Origin of the sequence: Streptomyces sp. NPDC048473 (assembly GCF_043200155.1) — a bacterium.
In the GTDB taxonomy this organism is placed as follows: Bacteria; Actinomycetota; Actinomycetes; order Streptomycetales; family Streptomycetaceae; genus Streptomyces.
The window spans coordinates 227,042-244,450 of record NZ_JBICXE010000005.1; the positions used below are offsets into that span (position 1 = coordinate 227,042).

Sequence of the window (17,409 nt, forward strand, 5' to 3'; positions counted from 1 at the left end):
AGACCCACATCGCAGGGGGTTACATGAGAACCAGCCGCGCGAGAAGTCGCGCCGCGCTGAGCATGGCAGCGACACTGCCGCTGCTTGCCGGTGCGCTCGCCCTCGGGATACCGAACGCCAGCGCGGACTCCGCGTCGAGCGGCCGGGATGCGCTGCAGGGCACCAAGCCTGTCTGGGCGACCGCCAAGGCCGACCAGGGGGCCACGTCCGACAGCGGCAAGGTCAGCGTCCGGGTCCATCTGGCCGGACGTGACGCGAAGGGGCTGGCCGCCTACGCCGCCGCCGTGTCCGACCCGCAGTCCGCTTCGTACGGGAAGTACCTGAGCGCCCAGCAGGCGCAGGCCCGGTTCGGGGCCACTCAGCAGCAGATCGACCAGGTCGGCCAGTGGCTGAAGTCGAACGGGCTGACCGTCACCGGCGCCAACCAGCACTACGTCTCGGCCACCGGTGATGTCGCCGCCGCCGAGAAGGCGTTCGGCACCCAGCTGCGCAACTACCGCAAGGGCAGCCGAACCTACCATGCCCCGGCTGCCACCGCCTCCGTGCCCGCCGGGCTGAGCGATGCCGTTCTCGCCGTCTCCGGCCTGGACAACGCGCCGCACAAGTCCAGCCACGACGAGACGCTGCCGCCGCCGGACGCGGTGTTCCGCAACGCCGGCCCCTTCTCCTCGTACTACGGCTCGAAGACCGCGTCGACGCTGCCGAGCGCCTACGGGTCCAAGGTGCCGTACGCCGTCAAGGGGTACACCGGCAAGCAGCTGCGCGCCGCGTACGGTGCGGGCGACTGGACCGGCAAGGGCGTCACCGTCGCGATCACCGACGCGTACGCCTCGCCGACCATCGCGAAGGACGCCGCCGAGTACGCCAAGCGCAACGGCGACGCCGCGTACCGTCGCGGGCAGCTCAGCCAGGTGCTGCCGGCCGACTACACGAAGACCGAGGAGTGCGGGGCCTCCGGCTGGTACGGCGAGGAGACCCTCGACGTCGAGGCCGTGCACGCGGTCGCGCCCGCCGCCGACATCGTGTACGTGGGTGGCGCCTCCTGCTACGACGCCGACCTGCTGGACTCGCTCAACAAGGTCGTCGACCACCGGCTCGCGGACATCGTCTCCAACTCCTGGGGCGACATCGAGGCCAATGAGACCCCGGACGTCGCTGCCGCGTACGACCAGGTCTTCAAGATGGGCGCGATCGAGGGCATCGGCTTCTACTTCTCGTCCGGCGACGACGGCGACAACGTCGCGTCCACGGGTACGAAGCAGATCGACGTCCCGTCCAACTCCGCCTGGGTGACCTCGGTCGGCGGCACCGCACTGGCCGTCGGCAAGAACGACGCATACCAGTGGGAGACCGGCTGGGGCACACTGAAGGCGAGCCTCGCCGACGACGGCAAGAGCTGGACCGGCTTCCCGGGCGCGTACACCTCCGGCGCGGGCGGCGGCACCAGCTCGTCCGTGAAGCAGCCGTTCTACCAGCGCGGCGTCGTCCCGGACTCGCTCGCGCAGGCGAACGGGAAGATGCGGATGCGCACGGCCCCGGACATCGCGGCCGTCGCCGACCCGAACACCGGCTTCCTGGTCGGCCAGACCCAGACGCTGCCCGACGGCTCGCTCGGCTACGACGAGTACCGCATCGGTGGTACGTCACTGGCCGCGCCGGTCATCGCCGGTGTCCAGGCGCTCGCGCAGCAGGCCCGGCACGGTCTGCCGATCGGTTTCGCCAACCCGTCGATCTACGCCCGGTACGGCTCGAAGGCGTACCACGACGTCACCGACCACCCGCTGGGCCCGAACCGCGACCTCGCGGTGGCCCGGGTCGACTTCACCAACGGCTTCGACGCGGCGGACGGGGTACTGACGTCGGTGCGCAGCCTCGGCAAGGACGCCTCGCTCAAGGCGGTCAAGGGGTATGACGACGTGACGGGTGTCGGGACTCCGGCGGCCGGTTACGTGAACTCGTACCGCCTGCACTGAGCTTTGGGTTGATGCACTTCGACGGCCGTCCCGGGGCTTTCGTTCCGGGGCGGCCGTCGGTCGTACGCGGGCCCGTGCGAGTGCCGTCCGCGCCTCGTCAGTGCCGTACGCGGGCCCGTGCCCGTGCCGTCCGCGCCTCGTCAGTGCTGTGCGCGGGCCCGTGCCGTCCGCCCCTCGTCAATGCTGTGCGCGGGCCCGCCCGCCACTCATCCGCGTCTCAGGCCGAGGCGCGCTTGCGAGGGGCCGCCTTCTTCGTCGTCGACTTCGTGTCCGACTTCGCGGTGGTCTTCTTCGCCGTCGTCTTGGCGGACGACTTCGCTGTCGACCGCGCGGCGGTCTTCTTGGCGGGTGCCCTGCTCGGCGCCGGTTTCTTCGCGGCCGTCTTCTTGGTGGACGCCGTGGCCTTCTTCTTCGCTCCGGTTCCGCCCGACTTCTTGCGGCCGGTGAGCGAGGTGACCTTGGCGACGGGGGCGTTCGCCGATTCCTTCTCGGTCTCCGGCTCCGGCTCCTCGCCACGGGCCTCCTTCGCCGCCCGGACGCTGTTCTCCAGCGCTGCGATCAGGTCGATGACCTTGCCGCCGCCCGAGGCGTCCGCCTCCGCCGGCTCCAGGGTCCGGCCGTCCGCCTTCGCCGCGATGAGTTCCTCGACCGCCTCGCGGTAGTCGTCGTGGAGCGAGTCCATGTCGACCTCGCCGAGGGTGGCCATCAGTGCGTCGGCCAGGTCGAGTTCGGCGTCGCGGACCGTGACCTCGGTCTCCGGGGCGACGCCCTCGGGGCTGCGGATCTCGTCCGGCCAGAGCAGGCCGTGCATGGCGATCACATCGTCGACCACCCGCAGCATGCCGAGCCGTTCGCGGCCGCGCAGCGCGTATTTCGCCACCGCGACCTTCTGGCTCCGCTTCAGCGCCTCACGCAGCAGGGTGTACGGCTTGGCCGCCGGGACTCCGTTGGCGGAGAGGTAGTACGCCGCGTCCATCTGGAGCGGGTCGATCGAGGCGGCCGGGACGAAGGCGACGATCTCGATCGTCTTGGCGGTGGGGAGCGGCAGGGAGCTGAGGTCCTCGTCGGTGATCGGGATCATCGAGCCGTCGGCGTCCTCGTACGCCTTGCCGATATCGGCGGCGGTGACCTCCTGCTCGTCGATCTCGCAGACCTTCCGGTAGCGGATCCGGCCGCCGTCGGCGAGGTGGATCTGGCGGAAGGAGACCGAATGGCTCTCGGTGGCGTTGACCAGCTTGATCGGGATGCTGACCAGCCCGAAGGAGATGGCGCCGTTCCAGATGGACCGCACTGTTCACCCCTTGTGTCCGTACAGATACCTGTAGATCCGGGAAACGTGTGATTCTTATCGTATGACGCCGATCACAGAGGTGGAGGGGCGGCGGCTGGCGCTCAGCAATCTCGACAAGGTGCTGTATCCGGCCACCGGAACCACCAAGGGCGAGGTGCTCCACTACTACGCGGCCACCGCGGCGGGGGCCCTGCTCGCCCATCTGTACAACCGGCCCGTGTCCTTCCTTCGCTATCCGGACGGGCCGGACGGGCAGCGCTTCTTCACCAAGAATCCGCCGCCGGGTACGCCGTCCTGGGTACGGACCACCGCTGTGCCGCACCATGAGGACAAGCAGGCCAGACAGGTGGTCGTGCAGGATCTCGCCTCGCTGATGTGGGCGGCCAATCTGGTGGTGGAATTCCACACTCCGCAGTGGCAGGCCGATGCGCCCGGGATCGCCGACCGGATGGTGTTCGACCTGGACCCCGGTGCGCCCGCGACCGTGGTGGAGTGCTGCACGGTCGCGCTGTGGCTGCGCGAGCGGCTGGCGGCGGACGGACTGCTCTCGTACGGGAAGACCTCCGGGTCGAAGGGGCTGCATCTGCTCGTACCGCTGGAGCCGACCCCCGCCGATCGGGTGTCGGCGTACGCGAAAGGACTGGCCGTCGAGGCGGAGCAGGAGCTCCCGGGGCTGGTCGTGCACCGGATGACGCGGGCATTGCGGCCGGGGAAGGTGTTCGTCGACTTCAGCCAGAACGCGGCGGCGAAGACGACCGCCACGCCCTATACGCTGCGCGCCCGGCCCGAACCGACCGTCTCGGCGCCCGTCACCTGGGCGGAGATCGAGGAGTGCCGGGCGCCCGGAAAGCTGGTCTTCCTGGCCGGTGACATGGGGGCGCGGCTGGAGCGGTACGGGGATCTGCTGGGGCCGCTCATCAATCCGAACCGGGCTCGGGGGTTGCCGACTGCGCGGTAGGGGGGCGGGCCGGGGTCTGGGCTCCGGGGCCGCTCCCGGGACCGGAGTGAGCGTCGGTCGTCCGGGCTCCGTCTTGTCCTCAACCTTGTCCTCGACCGCCGGACGGGCTTGTTTCCGCCGCGCTTGTCGATCACCGGGCGGGCGCGATTCTCGCGGTGTCCTCGATCAGTGCTCCCGACGATCGATGCGTCCGAAATTCGCCCCCGGAGCACATAGCGCATGGCGGACGATCTTGTCATGCTCGCCAGGAAAAGACCGCATGTGGAGGGCGGAGCGTCCGAGCCGTGGTGCACACTCCTCGCAGACACTGCTTCGTGGAATTGCGTGGGGAGGCGATGGCGTGTTCGCAGGGATCGACGAGGTCGACTGGGCCTCGATGGAGCATGCCTACGGGCCTGCCGATGATGTGCCGGCGATGCTGCGGGGTCTCGCGTCCGCCGATCCGGCGGAGCGCGAGGCGGCGCTGGACGGCATGTACGGAGCCGTTCACCACCAGGGTGATGTGTACGCCTGCACGCTGGCCTGCATTCCTTTTCTCTTCGAGCTGGTCGTGGATCCGGGGATTCAGGACCGGGGCAGCATCGTCGAGCTGCTCACCAGCATCGGGGGCATCGATCTGGACGGGGACGACGAGGACGAGTTCGACGAGGAGGAGATCGAGGGCGCGGCGAACTACGCGATGGCGGCGACCGCCGTCACCACGGGCGCCGGGGTGTTCTTCGAGCTGATGGCCGACGAGGACCCGGGGGTGCGGCTCTCCGCTCCCCTGGCGCTCGCCACGCTCCACAGCCACCCGGTGCGGGTTCTCGCGCTGTTGCGGGAGCGGTTGCCGGTGGAGCCGGCCGAGGAGGTGCGGCTCGCCCTGGTAGAGGCCGCGGGGCGGGTCGCCCTGCGCCATCGTGCACTGGCCGGACAGGCGGCCGACTGGCTGACCCGGCTGGCCGGTGAGGGGTTCCCGCCGGGGCTGCGGCTCGCCGCGCTGGCCCAGCTGGCGCGGTGCGCACCGGACGCGCTGCCGGGCGATGTCGTACGGGTGGTGACGGGGCTGCTGCGGCAGCTGCGCTCGGTGCCCGCGCGTCGGGCCGGGGCGGCCCCCGCGGTCGATGCGCAGGCCGGTCCGGCCGAGGCGGTCGCGGCCGTCGACGCGCACACGGAGGCGACCGGGGCCGGGGAACCGCCCGTCGAGGAGCGAGCCGCGCCGGTGACCCTGGTGGGGCAGTTGCGGGCGCTGTCCGACGAGGAGACTTCGGGGCGGACCGCCCCCTGGACGGCGGACCTGCTGCGGACACTGCATGTCGGGCTCGACGACCGGGTCGCCGAGCGGACGGCGCTGCTGACCGATCAGCTGCGCAGCCCCGACCACCAGCAGCGGATCGATGCGCTCCGGATGAGCAGTGGGCTGATCCGGGCCTGGCGCGGGTCGTACGAGGAGCTGGTCCGGCTGGTCGGTGAGCAGCTCGCCACCCCCGAGCCACGGCTGGCCGAGGCCGCCGCACATGTGCTGGAGGAGCTCTTCGGACTCGCCGCGCCCGCCGCCGACGCGCTGGCGGCACGGGTGGCGGCAGACCCCGGCGCCTGGGTTCAGAACTGGCCGAGCGGGCCTCCGGGGCTCGGCAGCGCGGTGAAGGCGCTGGCCCGGCTGGGCGACGCCCGTGCCGTGCCCGCGCTGGCCGCCGCGCTGGAGCGGCCCGAGGTGCCGCACGACGTGGGGTTCGCCATCGGCTGTCTGGGGGCGGCAGCGGCCCCGCTGACCGCTGTGCTGCGCCGCAGGCTCGGCGAGGTCCGTCTCGACGAGGAGGCGTACGACCGGGCGAACCCGCTGCTCACGGCGCTGGCCGCGCTACGGGCGGACGAGGCGATGCCGGAGGTGCTGCGGGTGCTGCGCGGCGCGCCGGAGTACCGGGGCGAGTGGCTGCGTACGGCGGCACTGCGGGCGCTCGGTTCGTTCGGGCCCGCGGCGCACAGTGCCGTACCGGAGCTGCGTACGCTGCTGCGCCGTCCCGGGAGCACCTCGGCGACGGAGGCCGCGGAGGCCCTGTGGGCGGTCGACGCGGATGCCGACGCCGTGCTGCCGGTGCTGATCGAGGGCCTGCAGGCGGAGCGCGCCCACGAGCGGCGCTCCGCGGTGAACGCGCTGGGCAGGCTCGGGACGGCGGCTGCGGTGACCGCGCCCCGGCTGCGCGCACTGCTCCGGCACGAGGAGCCATGGCTGCGGGTGGATGCGGCGGTCGCGCTGTGGGACGTGTCCGGGCGGGCCGAGGAGTCCGTGCCGGTGCTCCTGGCGGCCTGGGAACAGAACCGTCATGTCCGGGTCCGGGTGGCGGAATGTCTGGCGCGGATGGGTGTCGCTGGTGCAGGGTCGGACGTGGCACGTGTGCTGCGCGCCGAGCTCGCCTCCGTACGCCGTCACAACGCGATGGACGGCGGATTCAGCAGCCACGACACATACGAGGACGAAAAGCTGCTGGCGCTCTGCCGGCAGGCGCTTCCGGGTAATACGGGGAAGGGACCCACAACATGATCATTTTCGGTACACGGGGTTATCTGTATCAGCTGGCCATCCTGACGATGGTCTGCGGCTGGTGCGGCAATCCGGCCGCGCACACGCTGCGCAAGCGGGTCACGAAGTTCACGCTGTTCTTCGTGCCGCTGTTCCCGTTCTCGACGAAGTTCGCGACGCAGTGCACATTCTGCGGCGGGGAGCAGCAGATCCCGAAGGAGCAGGCCGAACAGCTGCTGGCGCAGCATGCCGCCTCGCAGGACGGCAATCCGTTCGGGCAGGCGCAGGGGCAGGGACAGCCGGGATACGCGCCGGGCGGACAGGGGCAGAACCCCTACCAGCACTGAAGAAGCACCTCGGAACGGCGCCTCGAAACAGCCCCCCGAACGGTACTAAATAGGCATAAAGGACTTCCTTCCGAATAAGGTCTATGAGGCATGGACCACGGGAAGGGAGGGTGCCATGCGTCCGCATCGCCGGGTGCAGTGCCGCACCGCGGCGGCCCTCGGGGCCGCCGTCGGCGCAGTGCTGCTGGCCGGCTGTGGCACCGGCGGCGGGCTGCGGAGCGCCGGAGCGGCCCCGCCCGCCATCGGGCCCGCCCGGCTCTGGCCCCAGCTGCCGCCCGCCTCGGCCGCTCCGTACGACTACGGCGAGGGCGAGACCGCACGCATCCCGGGGATCGAGGTGCCGGACGGGAATGTGCGCCGTCTGGACCCGGTGTCGGTGGTGCAGGCGGGCCTGAAGGCCCGGCCCAACCGGTCCAGCGGCGCGGCCGACCTCCCCGCCGACACCGTCCGGCACATCGTCGCGTGCCGCACCGAGCCGGCTTCCTGCCCCGTGCTGCAGCCCTACTTCCGTGATCTGACGGGCGACGGCAAGGACGAGATGGTGCTCGGCGTCCGGTTGCCCGGCCGCCAGCTCTCCGTGCGGGTCTATATGCCGGAGGCGGGCGGGCTGACCCGGATCCTGTCCACCGCGGACGCCGTGATCAGCGTCGAGCTGGCCGGGCGGGACCTGATCATGCGGGTGCCGTCGGCCATCACCGGGTACGAGTACCGCACCGCCTGGTCCTGGGACGGCCGGCAGCGCGCGATGCTGCCCACCCAGGACGAGATCCTGCGGATGCCTGCGTCCAGGGCCCCGCAGCCGAGCCCCACGACCACCCGGCCGAACGCCAGGCCCACGACCGCCGGGCCCACCGCCACACCGTCCGTCGGCGTTTCCGCGGAGCGCCGATGAAGCGACACGGGGCCGGGCAGCGCGGGACGAAGCGGCGCAGGCCGCGCATGCCCTCCTGGACCGCAACGCTCACCTGGAAGTCGGCTGTCTTCATCACCGTGATGTGCTGCGCCCTCGCCGCGCTGCTGAGCGTGCTGGTCCACAGCGAGGTGACCCGTCAGACCGTCGGCCAGGCCCGCGAGAAGGCGCTGTCCCGGCTGGAGGACGTCACCGACGCGTACGAGACGGGCGAGGCGCTCCCGCCGGGTTCCGGCATCGATCCGCCGGAGCTGCCCGCCTCCCTGCGTGCACTGGCCGTGGCCGGCGAACGCGGCACGCTCGTCGGCCGTCACAACGGGCATCCGGCCATGTGGGCGGCGGCTCCGGCCGACGGCCGCGCGCTGGCCACGGAGGTGGACTACAGCCAGAGCGCCGGCACGATCAACGATCTCGACGGGGCAATCATCGGCTCCTCCCTGCTGGCCACCGGCGCCACCCTGCTCGTCGGCGCGTTCGCCGTCACCCGGGTCACCCGGCGGCTGCACCAGACGGCCCGGGTGGCCCGCCGGATCAGTGCGGGCGATCTCGACGCCCGCGTCGACGATCCGCGCACGGCTGACCCTTCGCGCCCGCAGGACGAGGTGGCGATCGTCGCCGGTGCGCTGGACACGATGGCGTCCACGCTGCAGCGCAAGCTGCTGACCGAGCAGCGGTTCACCGCCGATGTGGCGCACGAGCTCCGCACCCCGCTGACCGGCCTCTCGGCCGCCGCCGAACTGCTGCCGCCGGGGCGGCCGTCCGAACTGGTGCGCTACCGGGTCCGGACGATGCGGGGGCTGACGGAGGATCTGCTGGAGATCTCCCGGCTCGACGCCCGTACGGAACAGGTCGATCTCGATGTCCACGAACTGGCGCCGCTCGTCGAACGCGTGGTGCGCGCCTCCGGAACGGAGACCGAGGTCCGTTTCGAGGAGACCGGCTCGGGGCGCCCGCACGCGCCCGTACAGGTCGAGACCGACAAGCGGCGCCTGGAGCGGGTCCTGGGCAATCTGATCGCCAATGCGCACCAGCACGGCCGCCTCCCGGTGGTGCTGACGGTCGACGGGCCGGTGGTGACCGTACGCGATCACGGGCCGGGTTTTCCGGACTATCTGCTGGACGGCGGCCCGCAGCGGTTCCGCACCGAGGGCGGCGGCAAGGGACACGGTCTCGGGCTGACCATCGCCGTGGGACAGGCGCAGGTGATCGGCGCCGGCCTCGTCTTCTCCAACGCCCAGGACGGCGGGGCAGTGGCCCGGCTGACGCTCCCCGAGTACGTACGGCTGGACGACGAGGTGTCAGACAGCCCCGGCGACCCGGAATCCGGTCCGCATCACAAGGAGTGAGAGGCCGTCAGCTTCGCACCCCGTCGACGCCGGCCGCCGGGCAGACCCCCCATGAACACGTCGGCGGACATACCCGCTATGACATAAGGGAAATAGACACCACCTCTTGCTACGTTGCGTGGCATGACCGCAACGACGGCGGACGCCCCCCCGCCCGATCTACGTCTGCCCAAGCGGCGCGGAGTCGAGCTGCTGCTCCTCATCGGGGCCGTCCTCATCTCCGTCTACGGCTACGCCGCCGTCGGCCTGGCCAGGAACGATGCGGTCCCGCCCGATGTGGCCGGTTACGGCGCGGGCCTGGGGCTGCTCGCCCTTCTCGCCCATCTCGCGGTCCGCTTCCGTGCCCCGTACGCCGATCCGCTGCTGCTGCCCATCGCCGTACTGCTCAACGGGCTCGGCCTGGTGCTGATCTACCGGCTCGACCTGGAGACCCCGAAGGACCAGGCGGCCCCCACCCAGCTGATCTGGTCCACGCTCGGCGTGGCGCTCTTCACCGCGGTGGTCGTCTTCCTGCGCGACCACCGGGTGCTCCAGCGGTACGCCTATCTCTCGGTCGCCACCGCCCTGGTCCTGATGATCGTGCCGATCTTCTTCCCCGCGGTGAACGGTGCCAAGATCTGGATCCGGGTCGGCGGATTCTCCTTCCAGCCGGGTGAGTTCGCCAAGATCCTGCTCGCCGTGTTCTTCGCCGCGTATCTCGCCGCGAACCGCAACGCCCTCGCCTACACCGGCCGCAGGATCTGGAAGCTCCAGCTCCCCACCGGCCGGGTGCTCGGCCCGATCGTGGCGATCTGGCTGCTCAGCGTCGGCGTCCTGGTCCTGGAACGCGATCTGGGCACCTCACTGCTCTTCTTCGGCCTCTTCGTGATCATGCTGTACGTGGCGACCGGCCGGACCGGCTGGATCGCGGTGGGCCTGCTGCTGGCCGCCGTCGGCGCGTTCGTCGTCGGCTCCTTCGAACCGCATGTGCACAGCCGGGTCCAGGACTGGCTCGACCCGTTCGCCTCCATCGACGCCGGCCGGGGCCCCAGCCAGCTGGCCCAGTCGCTGTTCGCGTTCGCCGCGGGCGGGATGCTCGGCACCGGGCTCGGGCTCGGCCACTCCATCCTCATCGGCTTCGCCGCCAAGTCCGACTTCATTCTGGCGACCGCGGGCGAGGAGCTCGGCCTGGCCGGGCTGACCGCGGTCTTCCTGCTGTACGCGCTGCTCGTCGCCCGTGGCTACCGGGCCGGGCTCGCCCTGCGCGACCCCTTCGGGCGGCTGCTGTCGATCGGTCTCGCCTCGATCCTGGCGCTCCAGGTGTTCGTGATCGCGGGCGGGGTGATGGGGCTGATCCCGCTGACCGGCATGGCGATGCCGTTCCTCGCCCAGGGCGGTTCGTCCGTCGTCACCAACTGGATCATCGTGGCGCTGCTGATCCGGGTCAGCGACCAGGCCCGCAGACCCCACCCCGACCACGTGGAGACCGGAGTCATCTCCCCGATGGCGGAGGACGAGCTGTGATCCCGCACCCGCAGCGAGCTGTGAACCCGTACCCGCAGCGAGCCCCGGAGGCCAGGCCGTGATCCGCTACATCCGCCGGGCCGCCGCGCTCTTGCTGCTGCTGCTCGTGGCGCTGCTGCTGAACGCCGCCCGCATCCAGATCCTCGATGCCGGCAGCCTGGACGACAACCCCGCCAACCGCCGCCTCACGATCGCCCGTTACAACCAGCCGCGCGGCAACATCCTGGTCGGCGGCAAGTCCGTCACCGGTTCCAGTGACACCGGCGAGCAGCTCAAGTACGAGCGCACGTACAAGAACGGCCCGCTGTACGCGCCGGTGACCGGCTACGCCTCACAGACGTACGGCACGACCCTGATCGAGAACGCCGAGGACGACATCCTCTCCGGCACCGACTCGATGCTCGCCCCGCTCCCCCTGTGGAACGAGGTCACCCGCAGCCAGCAGCCCGGCGGCAATGTCGTCACGACCATCAAGGACTCGATGCAGCGCGCCGCCTACAACGGGCTCGGCGGGCGGCGGGGCGCGGTCGCCGCCGTCGAGCCGTCGACGGGCAGGATCCTGGCGCTGGTCTCGACACCTTCGTACGATCCCGGGCGGCTCTCCGGCACCGGTTCGTCGGTCACCGACGCCTGGCAGCAGCTGAACGCGGCGAAGAGCCAGCCGATGCTCAACCGGGCGATCCGGCAGACCTATCCGCCGGGCTCCGCCTTCAAGATCGTGACAGCGGCGGCCGCGCTCGACGCGGACGTCGTCACCGACCCCGACGACCAGACCGACACCCCGTCCCCCTATGTGCTGCCGGGTACGACGACCACGCTCCCCAATGAGGCACAAGGCTGTGAGGATGCCTCGCTCGCCGAGGCGATCCGGGTCTCCTGCAACACCGTGATGGCGGAGCTGGGGGTGCGGGTCGGGCTGAGGGGCATGGTGGACGCGGTGCGGAAGTTCGGCTTCAACGACACCGGGCTGAAGATCCCGTCGGGGGTGGCGAAGAGCAATTTCGACACCGAGATGTCCGACGACCAGCTGGCGCTGTCGTCGATCGGGCAGTTCGACACGACGGCGACACCGCTCCAGATGGCCATGGTGGCCTCGGCCGTGGCGAACGGCGGCGACCTCAAGTACCCGTATCTGGTGGACCGTACGACCACGCGAAGCGGCTCGACCGTCCACCGGAACGGCTCGCACACCTACCACCAGGCGATGAGCCCGCGGACGGCCATGGATCTGCGGCGGATGATGGTCGACGTCGTGGAGGACGGCACCGGGTCCAACGCCGCGATCGACGGAGTTGAGGTCGGCGGCAAGACCGGCACCGCACAGCACGGCATCGACAACTCGGGCAGGCCCTACGCCTGGTTCATCTCCTGGGCGCAGGCACCGGACTCGGCGCAGCCGGCCGTCGCGGTCGCCGTGGTCGTCGAGGACGCCGCCGCGAACCGGGCCGACATCAGCGGCGGCGGCAGCGCGGCCCCGATCGCCCGTTCCGTCATGGAGGCGGCCCTGAGAGACTGACGGCGTGGCGGATGCGGGCGAGGTGGGCCGGGCGCTGGCGCGGATCGGGCGGGAGGATCCGCGCCTGTGCGCGTTCATCGAGGTGTGGCCCGGGAGGGCGCTCGCCGACGAGGAGCGGGCCCGTCAACTTCCGCTGGCCGGCCTGCCGTTCGCGGTCAAGGGGCCGGCCGGTATCCGTTCGTACGCGGCCCGGCGGCTGATCGCGGCCGGTGGCGTCCCGGTCGGCGCGACCTCGGTGCCCGGTCCCGGCACGCCGTGGCAGACCTGGGGGCTGGGCGCCCACGGCCGTACGCTCAACCCGTGGCGCCCCGACCGCACGCCGGGCGGCTCCTCGGCGGGCTCGGCAGTGGCGGTCGCGGCGGATCTGGTGGAGCTGGCGACCGGCAGCGACGGGGCGGGGTCGGTACGGATTCCGGCGGCGTGGTGCGGGATCTTCGGCCTGAAGACGACGAACGGCCTGCTGCCCTCCCCCGACCGCTCCGGGCTCGCTTCCGCCGGGGTGCTGGCCCGTTCGGCGGCTCACGCCCAGACGTATCTGCGCTGTGTCCTGGACGGCTGTGAACCGGTGACGGCGGACCTTCCGGTCCCTGCTGTCTTCAGCCCCGATCTGGGGTACGCGGAGGTCGACCCGGAAGTCGAGTCGGTCGTCCGGCGCGCGGTGGGGCGGCTCGTGGCGGCCGGGGTGGTGCGGCTCATGGACCGTGCGTGCGAGCTGCTCGACCCGCGAGAGGCGTGGCAGGCGGTCCGCCGTGGGGAGCCGTCCCCGGCCGCCACGGAGATCCGGCGCGAGAACGACCTCCGGCTCGACACCCTGTTCGCCCGTGCCCCTCTGCTGCTCACCCCGACCACCCCCAACCGCCCGCACGGCCACGACGGTCCGGGCGATCTCTACTCGACCGCGCTGACCTGGGCGTTCAACCTCAGCGGGCATCCCGCCGCGAGCGTGCCCGCCGGATTCACTGCGGACGGCTGCCCGGTCGGGCTGCAGCTGATCGCAGAGCGCGGAGCGGACGCCTCGCTGCTCGGGACGGCCCGTGCGGTGGAGAACGCGCTGGTCACCTGACGGCCGTGTTGAGCGGCTCCCGGCGTTGCAGCCACTGTGCGGGCACCCCGTCGACCCCGGTGGCCGCGCCGACGACGCCGCCGGTGATGGCGCAGGTCGTGTCGACGTCGCCGAGGCCCTCGGCCGTTGCCCAGAGCGCCGCTTCCAGGTCGTCCGGGTGCCGGGCCGCGGTCCACAGGGCGAACGGGACCGTGTCGTCGGCGCGTATGCGCTGTCCGTTGCCCAGCAGATCGGCCGCCTTCCACGGCTCGGTGGCGAAGGGTACGTCGACGGCCCGGCGCAGTCCGTCGCGTACGAGCCCTTCGGGGGTGCGGTCGGCGACCGCGGCCAGGGTGAACTCGCCGCGGACCGCCAGCGCCGCCGCGACCGCGACCGCCACCGCGCCCGCGATGCCCTCCGGGTGTGCGTGGGTGACGGCCGCCTGCAGCGCGGCCTGCTCGGCGGCGTACGGAACGTCCTCGTGGAAGTGCGCGCCGAGCGGTGCGACCCTCATCGCCGCGCCGTTGCCGAGGCTGCCGCCCTCGAAGAGTTCGGGCGCCAGCGTGCGCCAGTCGGCCGGTGAGGTCAGCAGTTCGGGCAGCAGGATGTGCATGCCGTGGCCGTAGCCGCGGGCCTGGTCGGCCTCGAAGGCGAGCGCGAAGCAGAGCGCGAGCCGGTCCTGTTCGACCCGGCCGTGCTCGTCGATGACGCGCAGGAGGGCGCGGGCCAGTGCGGTGTCGTCGGTCCAGTGCCAGACCGGCTCCTCGGGGGTCCGACGCGCCTTGATCTCGTTGAATGCCTGCCGGGGTTCGCGGAAGAGCGGGAACCACCGCTCGCCGAACGCGTCGCCCAGGGCCAGTCCTTCGAGGCTTCGGCGGGCGGCTGCGGGGCCTGCGGCGAGGGGCGGGGGCGGATTCGTCATACGCGCCATCCTTCCGGGACCGGAGGACGACGTACATACCTCAAGGCCCTGGAACGTGTCCCGACGCGCTCGATTCGCCCTGCGTTATCGCCTTTTCGACCTCGGCGACCCTGGCCTGTTCCTCCGCCGCGAAACGGTCCTGATCCAGCTGCTCGGCCATCTCCTCGTCCTGGGCCATCAGCAGGTCCAGGCTGGAGTCGCCGAGCTCGAAGACGCCCATGTCGACATAGGCCTTCTGGAGCCGTTCGCCCCACAGGCCGATGTCCTTGACGCACGGCACTATCCGGCTGAACAGCAGCTTGCGGAAGAGCTGCAGAAACGGTGACTGCTCGGAGAGTTCCTCGGCCTCCTGCTTGCCGATGCCGAAGTTCTCCAGCACCTCGACGCCCCTGAGCCGGTCGCGCATCAGATAGCAGCCCTCGATGACGAACTCCTCGCGTTCGCGCAGTTCGGCGTCGCTCAGCTGCTTGTAGTAGTCGCGCAGCGCCATCCGCCCGAAGGCGACGTGCCGGGCCTCGTCCTGCATGACGTACGCGAGGATCTGCTTGGGCAGCGGCTTGGTCGTCGTGTCGCGGATCATGCCGAACGCGGCCAGGGCCAGGCCCTCTATGAGGACCTGCATCCCGAGGTAGGGCATGTCCCAGCGGGAGTCGCGCAGGGTGTCGCCGAGCAGCCCCTGGAGGTTGTCGTTGACCGGGTAGAGCATCCCGACCTTCTCGTGCAGGAACCGGCTGTATATCTCCGCGTGCCGGGCCTCGTCCATGGTCTGGGTCGCGGAGTAGAACTTCGCGTCCAGGTCGGGGACGGACTCCACGATCCTGGCCGCGCAGACCATGGCGCCCTGCTCACCGTGGAGGAACTGGCTGAACTGCCAGGCGGTGTAGTGCTTGCGCAGCTCGCCCCGGTCCTTGTCGGTCATCTTCGCCCAGTGCGGTGTGCCGTACAGGGTGAGGACGTCGTCGGGGGTGCCGAGCGGGTCGGTGGGGTCGACCTCCAGGGACCAGTCGATGCGCTTGTTGCCGTCCCACTGCTTGTCCTTGCCCTTCTGGTAGAGGGCGAGCAGGCGTTCGCGGCCGTCGTCGTAGTCCCAGCTGAAGCGGGCGGCGCCGGAGGCGGGCACCTGCCACAGCGGTGTGTCGGGGGCGGTGGTGTAGAGGTCGTGTGTCGACACGGACGGCTCCTTTTCGCCTTGCGTGCTCCGATAAGTTCCGTGGCGGTTGCGTCAGTTGGCAGGTTCACACGTTGGTAGACGCCGGGTCAACAAGTCGTGCGCAAGGGATTGACGGCCTTGCTGACGGAGAGTCTCATAAGAAGTGACCGCCGGTAACCCATGTGTGAGGTGCCTCCAGCCATGACGACAGTGACCGAACGCGACGTGCAGTTGCTTCGCGATGCACTCGGCCCGCTCCGGGACCGCGAGCAGATCGCCGAGCGGCTGCTCGAATCCTCGGCCAAGCACTCCTTCGATCCGGACAAGGAACTCGACTGGGACTCGGCGATCGAGGAGGGCAAGTGGTTCTGGCCGCCCGAGCTCGTCTCGCTCTACGACACCCCGATGTGGCGGAGAATGTCCGAGGAGCAGCGGCTGGACCTGTCCAGGCACGAGGCGGCGTCGCTGGCCTCACTGGGCATCTGGTTCGAGATCATCCTCATGCAGCTGCTGGTCCGGCACATCTACGACAGGCCGGTGACCAGCAACCACGTCCGCTACGCACTCACCGAGATAGCCGACGAGTGCCGGCACTCGATGATGTTCGCCCGCATGATCAAGTGGAGCGGGTCGCCCGACTACCCCGTACCGCGCGTCTATCACAACCTCGCACGGGTGCTGAAGACCATTTCCACCACGCCCGGTTCGTTCGCCGCGACCCTGCTCGGCGAGGAGATCCTCGACTGGATGCAGCGGCTGACGTTCCCGGACGAGCGCGTCCAGACGCTGGTGCGCGGTGTGACCCGCATCCATGTCGTCGAGGAGGCACGGCACGTCCGGTATGCCCGCGAGGAGCTGCGCCGCCAGATGGTGACCGCCCCGCGCTGGGAGCGCGAGTTCACCCGGGTGAGCTGCGGCGAGGCGGCCCGCGTCTTCTCCGTCTGCTTCGTCAACCCGCTGGTGTACGAGAGCGTCGGCCTGGACCGCCGCGAGGCCGTCGCCCAGGTGAAGGCGAGCGGCCACCGGGCGGAGATCATGCAGAGCGGCGCGAAGCGGCTGACGGACTTCCTCGATGACATCGGGGTACTCAACGGGGTGGGACGCAGGCTGTGGAAGAGCTCCGGCCTGCTCGCCTGAGCCGACGCCCCGTTGCCCGTTCGGGCGAAGCGCTTAGGCTTCATGGCATGACCACTGCCGCGCCGCCGACCCGTGCGTACCGAAGGCTCAGCGTCGAAGAGCGCCGCACCCAGCTCCTCGGTGCGGCGCTCACCCTGTTCGCACACCGGGCCCCCGACGAGGTCTCGCTCGACGAGGTGGCGACGGTCGCCGGGGTTTCCCGCCCGCTCGTGTACCGCTACTTCCCGGGCGGGCGGCAGCAGTTGTACGAGGCGGCGCTGAGGTCCGCCGCCGAGAAGCTGATCCTGTGCTTCAGCGAGCCGCCCGTGGGTCCGCCCACCGAACGGGTGCTGCGCGTGCTCGACCGCTATCTCGCCTTCGTGGACGAGCACGACGCCGGTTTCAGCGCACTGCTGCGCGGCGGAAGCGTCGTCGAGACCTCCCGTACGACCGCGATCGTCGACGAGGTACGGCGGGCGGCGGCCGAGCAGATCCTGCTGCACCTGGGCCGGGGCGGCGCGGACGCGAAGGCCGAACCCGGGCTCCGGCTGCGGATGATGGTGCGCACCTGGATCGCGGCCGTCGAGGCGGCGTCCCTGATCTGGCTGGACGAGGGGAAGCAGCCCGCCGCGGCCGATCTGCGCGACTGGCTGGTCGACCAGCTGATCGCGCTGCTGGCCGCGACGGCGGCGACGGACCCGAAGACCGCGACGGCGGTGGCGGAGCTGCTGCCGCTGGAGACCGCCGCGGGTCCGGCCGGACGGCTGGCGGAACGGCTGATCCCGGTGGTCGGCGGGGCGGCCCATCTGCTGCCCGAGAGCTGATCGGTCAGACT

The 17,409-nt window shown here is 71.0% G+C and carries 14 protein-coding genes; 11 read left to right on the forward strand and 3 right to left on the reverse strand.

All coding sequences use genetic code 11. The annotated features are described in order from the left end of the window. Positions 1-23 precede the first annotated feature (23 nt). The gene (locus ACGFU7_RS11515) at positions 24-1,973 is read left to right on the forward strand and encodes a protease pro-enzyme activation domain-containing protein (protein ID WP_393694580.1); all 1,950 of its coding nucleotides are present in this window, start codon (positions 24-26) and stop codon (positions 1,971-1,973) included. Positions 1,974-2,190: 217 nt separating this feature from the next. Here ACGFU7_RS11515 and ACGFU7_RS11520 read toward each other — a convergent pair whose 3' ends face one another. Further along, positions 2,191-3,264 carry a Ku protein gene (locus tag ACGFU7_RS11520; protein WP_393694581.1) on the reverse strand — a complete coding sequence of 358 codons (1,074 nt, stop codon included), beginning with the start codon at positions 3,262-3,264 and terminating at the stop codon, positions 2,191-2,193. A 61-nt stretch (positions 3,265-3,325) separates the two neighbouring features. On the opposite strand from ACGFU7_RS11520, the gene ligD reads away from it, so the two are divergent. The 8 genes from ligD to ACGFU7_RS11560 all read left to right on the forward strand — a co-directional run bounded on the left by ligD (position 3,326) and on the right by ACGFU7_RS11560 (position 13,407). Next, positions 3,326-4,222 carry a non-homologous end-joining DNA ligase gene (gene ligD, locus ACGFU7_RS11525; protein ID WP_393694583.1) on the forward strand — a complete coding sequence of 299 codons (897 nt, stop codon included), beginning with the start codon at positions 3,326-3,328 and terminating at the stop codon, positions 4,220-4,222. A gap of 340 nt (positions 4,223-4,562) precedes the next feature. Then, positions 4,563-6,743, forward strand: coding sequence for a HEAT repeat domain-containing protein (locus ACGFU7_RS11530; protein WP_393694584.1), 2,181 nt, complete (start codon positions 4,563-4,565; stop codon positions 6,741-6,743). Beyond that, on the forward strand, positions 6,740-7,069 hold the full coding sequence (locus tag ACGFU7_RS11535) for a zinc-ribbon domain-containing protein (protein ID WP_393694586.1): 330 nt from the start codon (positions 6,740-6,742) through the stop codon (positions 7,067-7,069). Before ACGFU7_RS11530 ends, ACGFU7_RS11535 begins: the two co-directional genes overlap by 4 nt. Positions 7,070-7,184: 115 nt before the next feature. Then, entirely contained in the window at positions 7,185-7,961 is a 777-nt protein-coding gene (locus ACGFU7_RS11540; RefSeq protein WP_393694588.1) for a hypothetical protein, read from the forward strand. Beyond that, positions 7,958-9,325 (forward strand): ATP-binding protein, encoded by a 1,368-nt coding sequence (locus ACGFU7_RS11545; RefSeq protein ID WP_393694590.1) that lies wholly within the window; start codon positions 7,958-7,960, stop codon positions 9,323-9,325. Before ACGFU7_RS11540 ends, ACGFU7_RS11545 begins: the two co-directional genes overlap by 4 nt. Before the next feature lie 123 nt (positions 9,326-9,448). Beyond that, on the forward strand, positions 9,449-10,828 hold the full coding sequence (locus ACGFU7_RS11550; RefSeq protein WP_393694592.1) for an FtsW/RodA/SpoVE family cell cycle protein: 1,380 nt from the start codon (positions 9,449-9,451) through the stop codon (positions 10,826-10,828). Positions 10,829-10,886: 58 nt separating this feature from the next. Then, positions 10,887-12,344 (forward strand): penicillin-binding transpeptidase domain-containing protein, encoded by a 1,458-nt coding sequence (locus ACGFU7_RS11555; RefSeq protein ID WP_393694594.1) that lies wholly within the window; start codon positions 10,887-10,889, stop codon positions 12,342-12,344. Positions 12,345-12,348: 4 nt separating this feature from the next. Next, a complete protein-coding gene (locus ACGFU7_RS11560) occupies positions 12,349-13,407 on the forward strand; it encodes an amidase (protein ID WP_393694596.1) in 1,059 nt (352 codons plus the stop codon). Here ACGFU7_RS11560 and ACGFU7_RS11565 read toward each other — a convergent pair. Further along, entirely contained in the window at positions 13,400-14,317 is a 918-nt protein-coding gene (locus ACGFU7_RS11565; RefSeq protein ID WP_393694598.1) for an ADP-ribosylglycohydrolase family protein, read from the reverse strand. The genes ACGFU7_RS11560 and ACGFU7_RS11565 overlap by 8 nt on opposite strands. A 31-nt stretch (positions 14,318-14,348) precedes the next feature. Continuing rightward, positions 14,349-15,479, reverse strand: a complete 1,131-nt coding sequence (locus tag ACGFU7_RS11570) for a ferritin-like domain-containing protein (protein ID WP_393694600.1) — start codon at positions 15,477-15,479, stop codon at positions 14,349-14,351. 180 nt (positions 15,480-15,659) lie between these two features. Between ACGFU7_RS11570 and ACGFU7_RS11575 the strand changes: the two genes are divergently transcribed. Next, positions 15,660-16,595, forward strand: coding sequence for a diiron oxygenase (locus ACGFU7_RS11575; RefSeq protein WP_393694602.1), 936 nt, complete (start codon positions 15,660-15,662; stop codon positions 16,593-16,595). 47 nt (positions 16,596-16,642) lie between these two features. Then, positions 16,643-17,398, forward strand: coding sequence for a TetR/AcrR family transcriptional regulator (locus tag ACGFU7_RS11580; protein WP_393694604.1), 756 nt, complete (start codon positions 16,643-16,645; stop codon positions 17,396-17,398). The last annotated feature ends 11 nt before the right edge of the window (positions 17,399-17,409 follow it).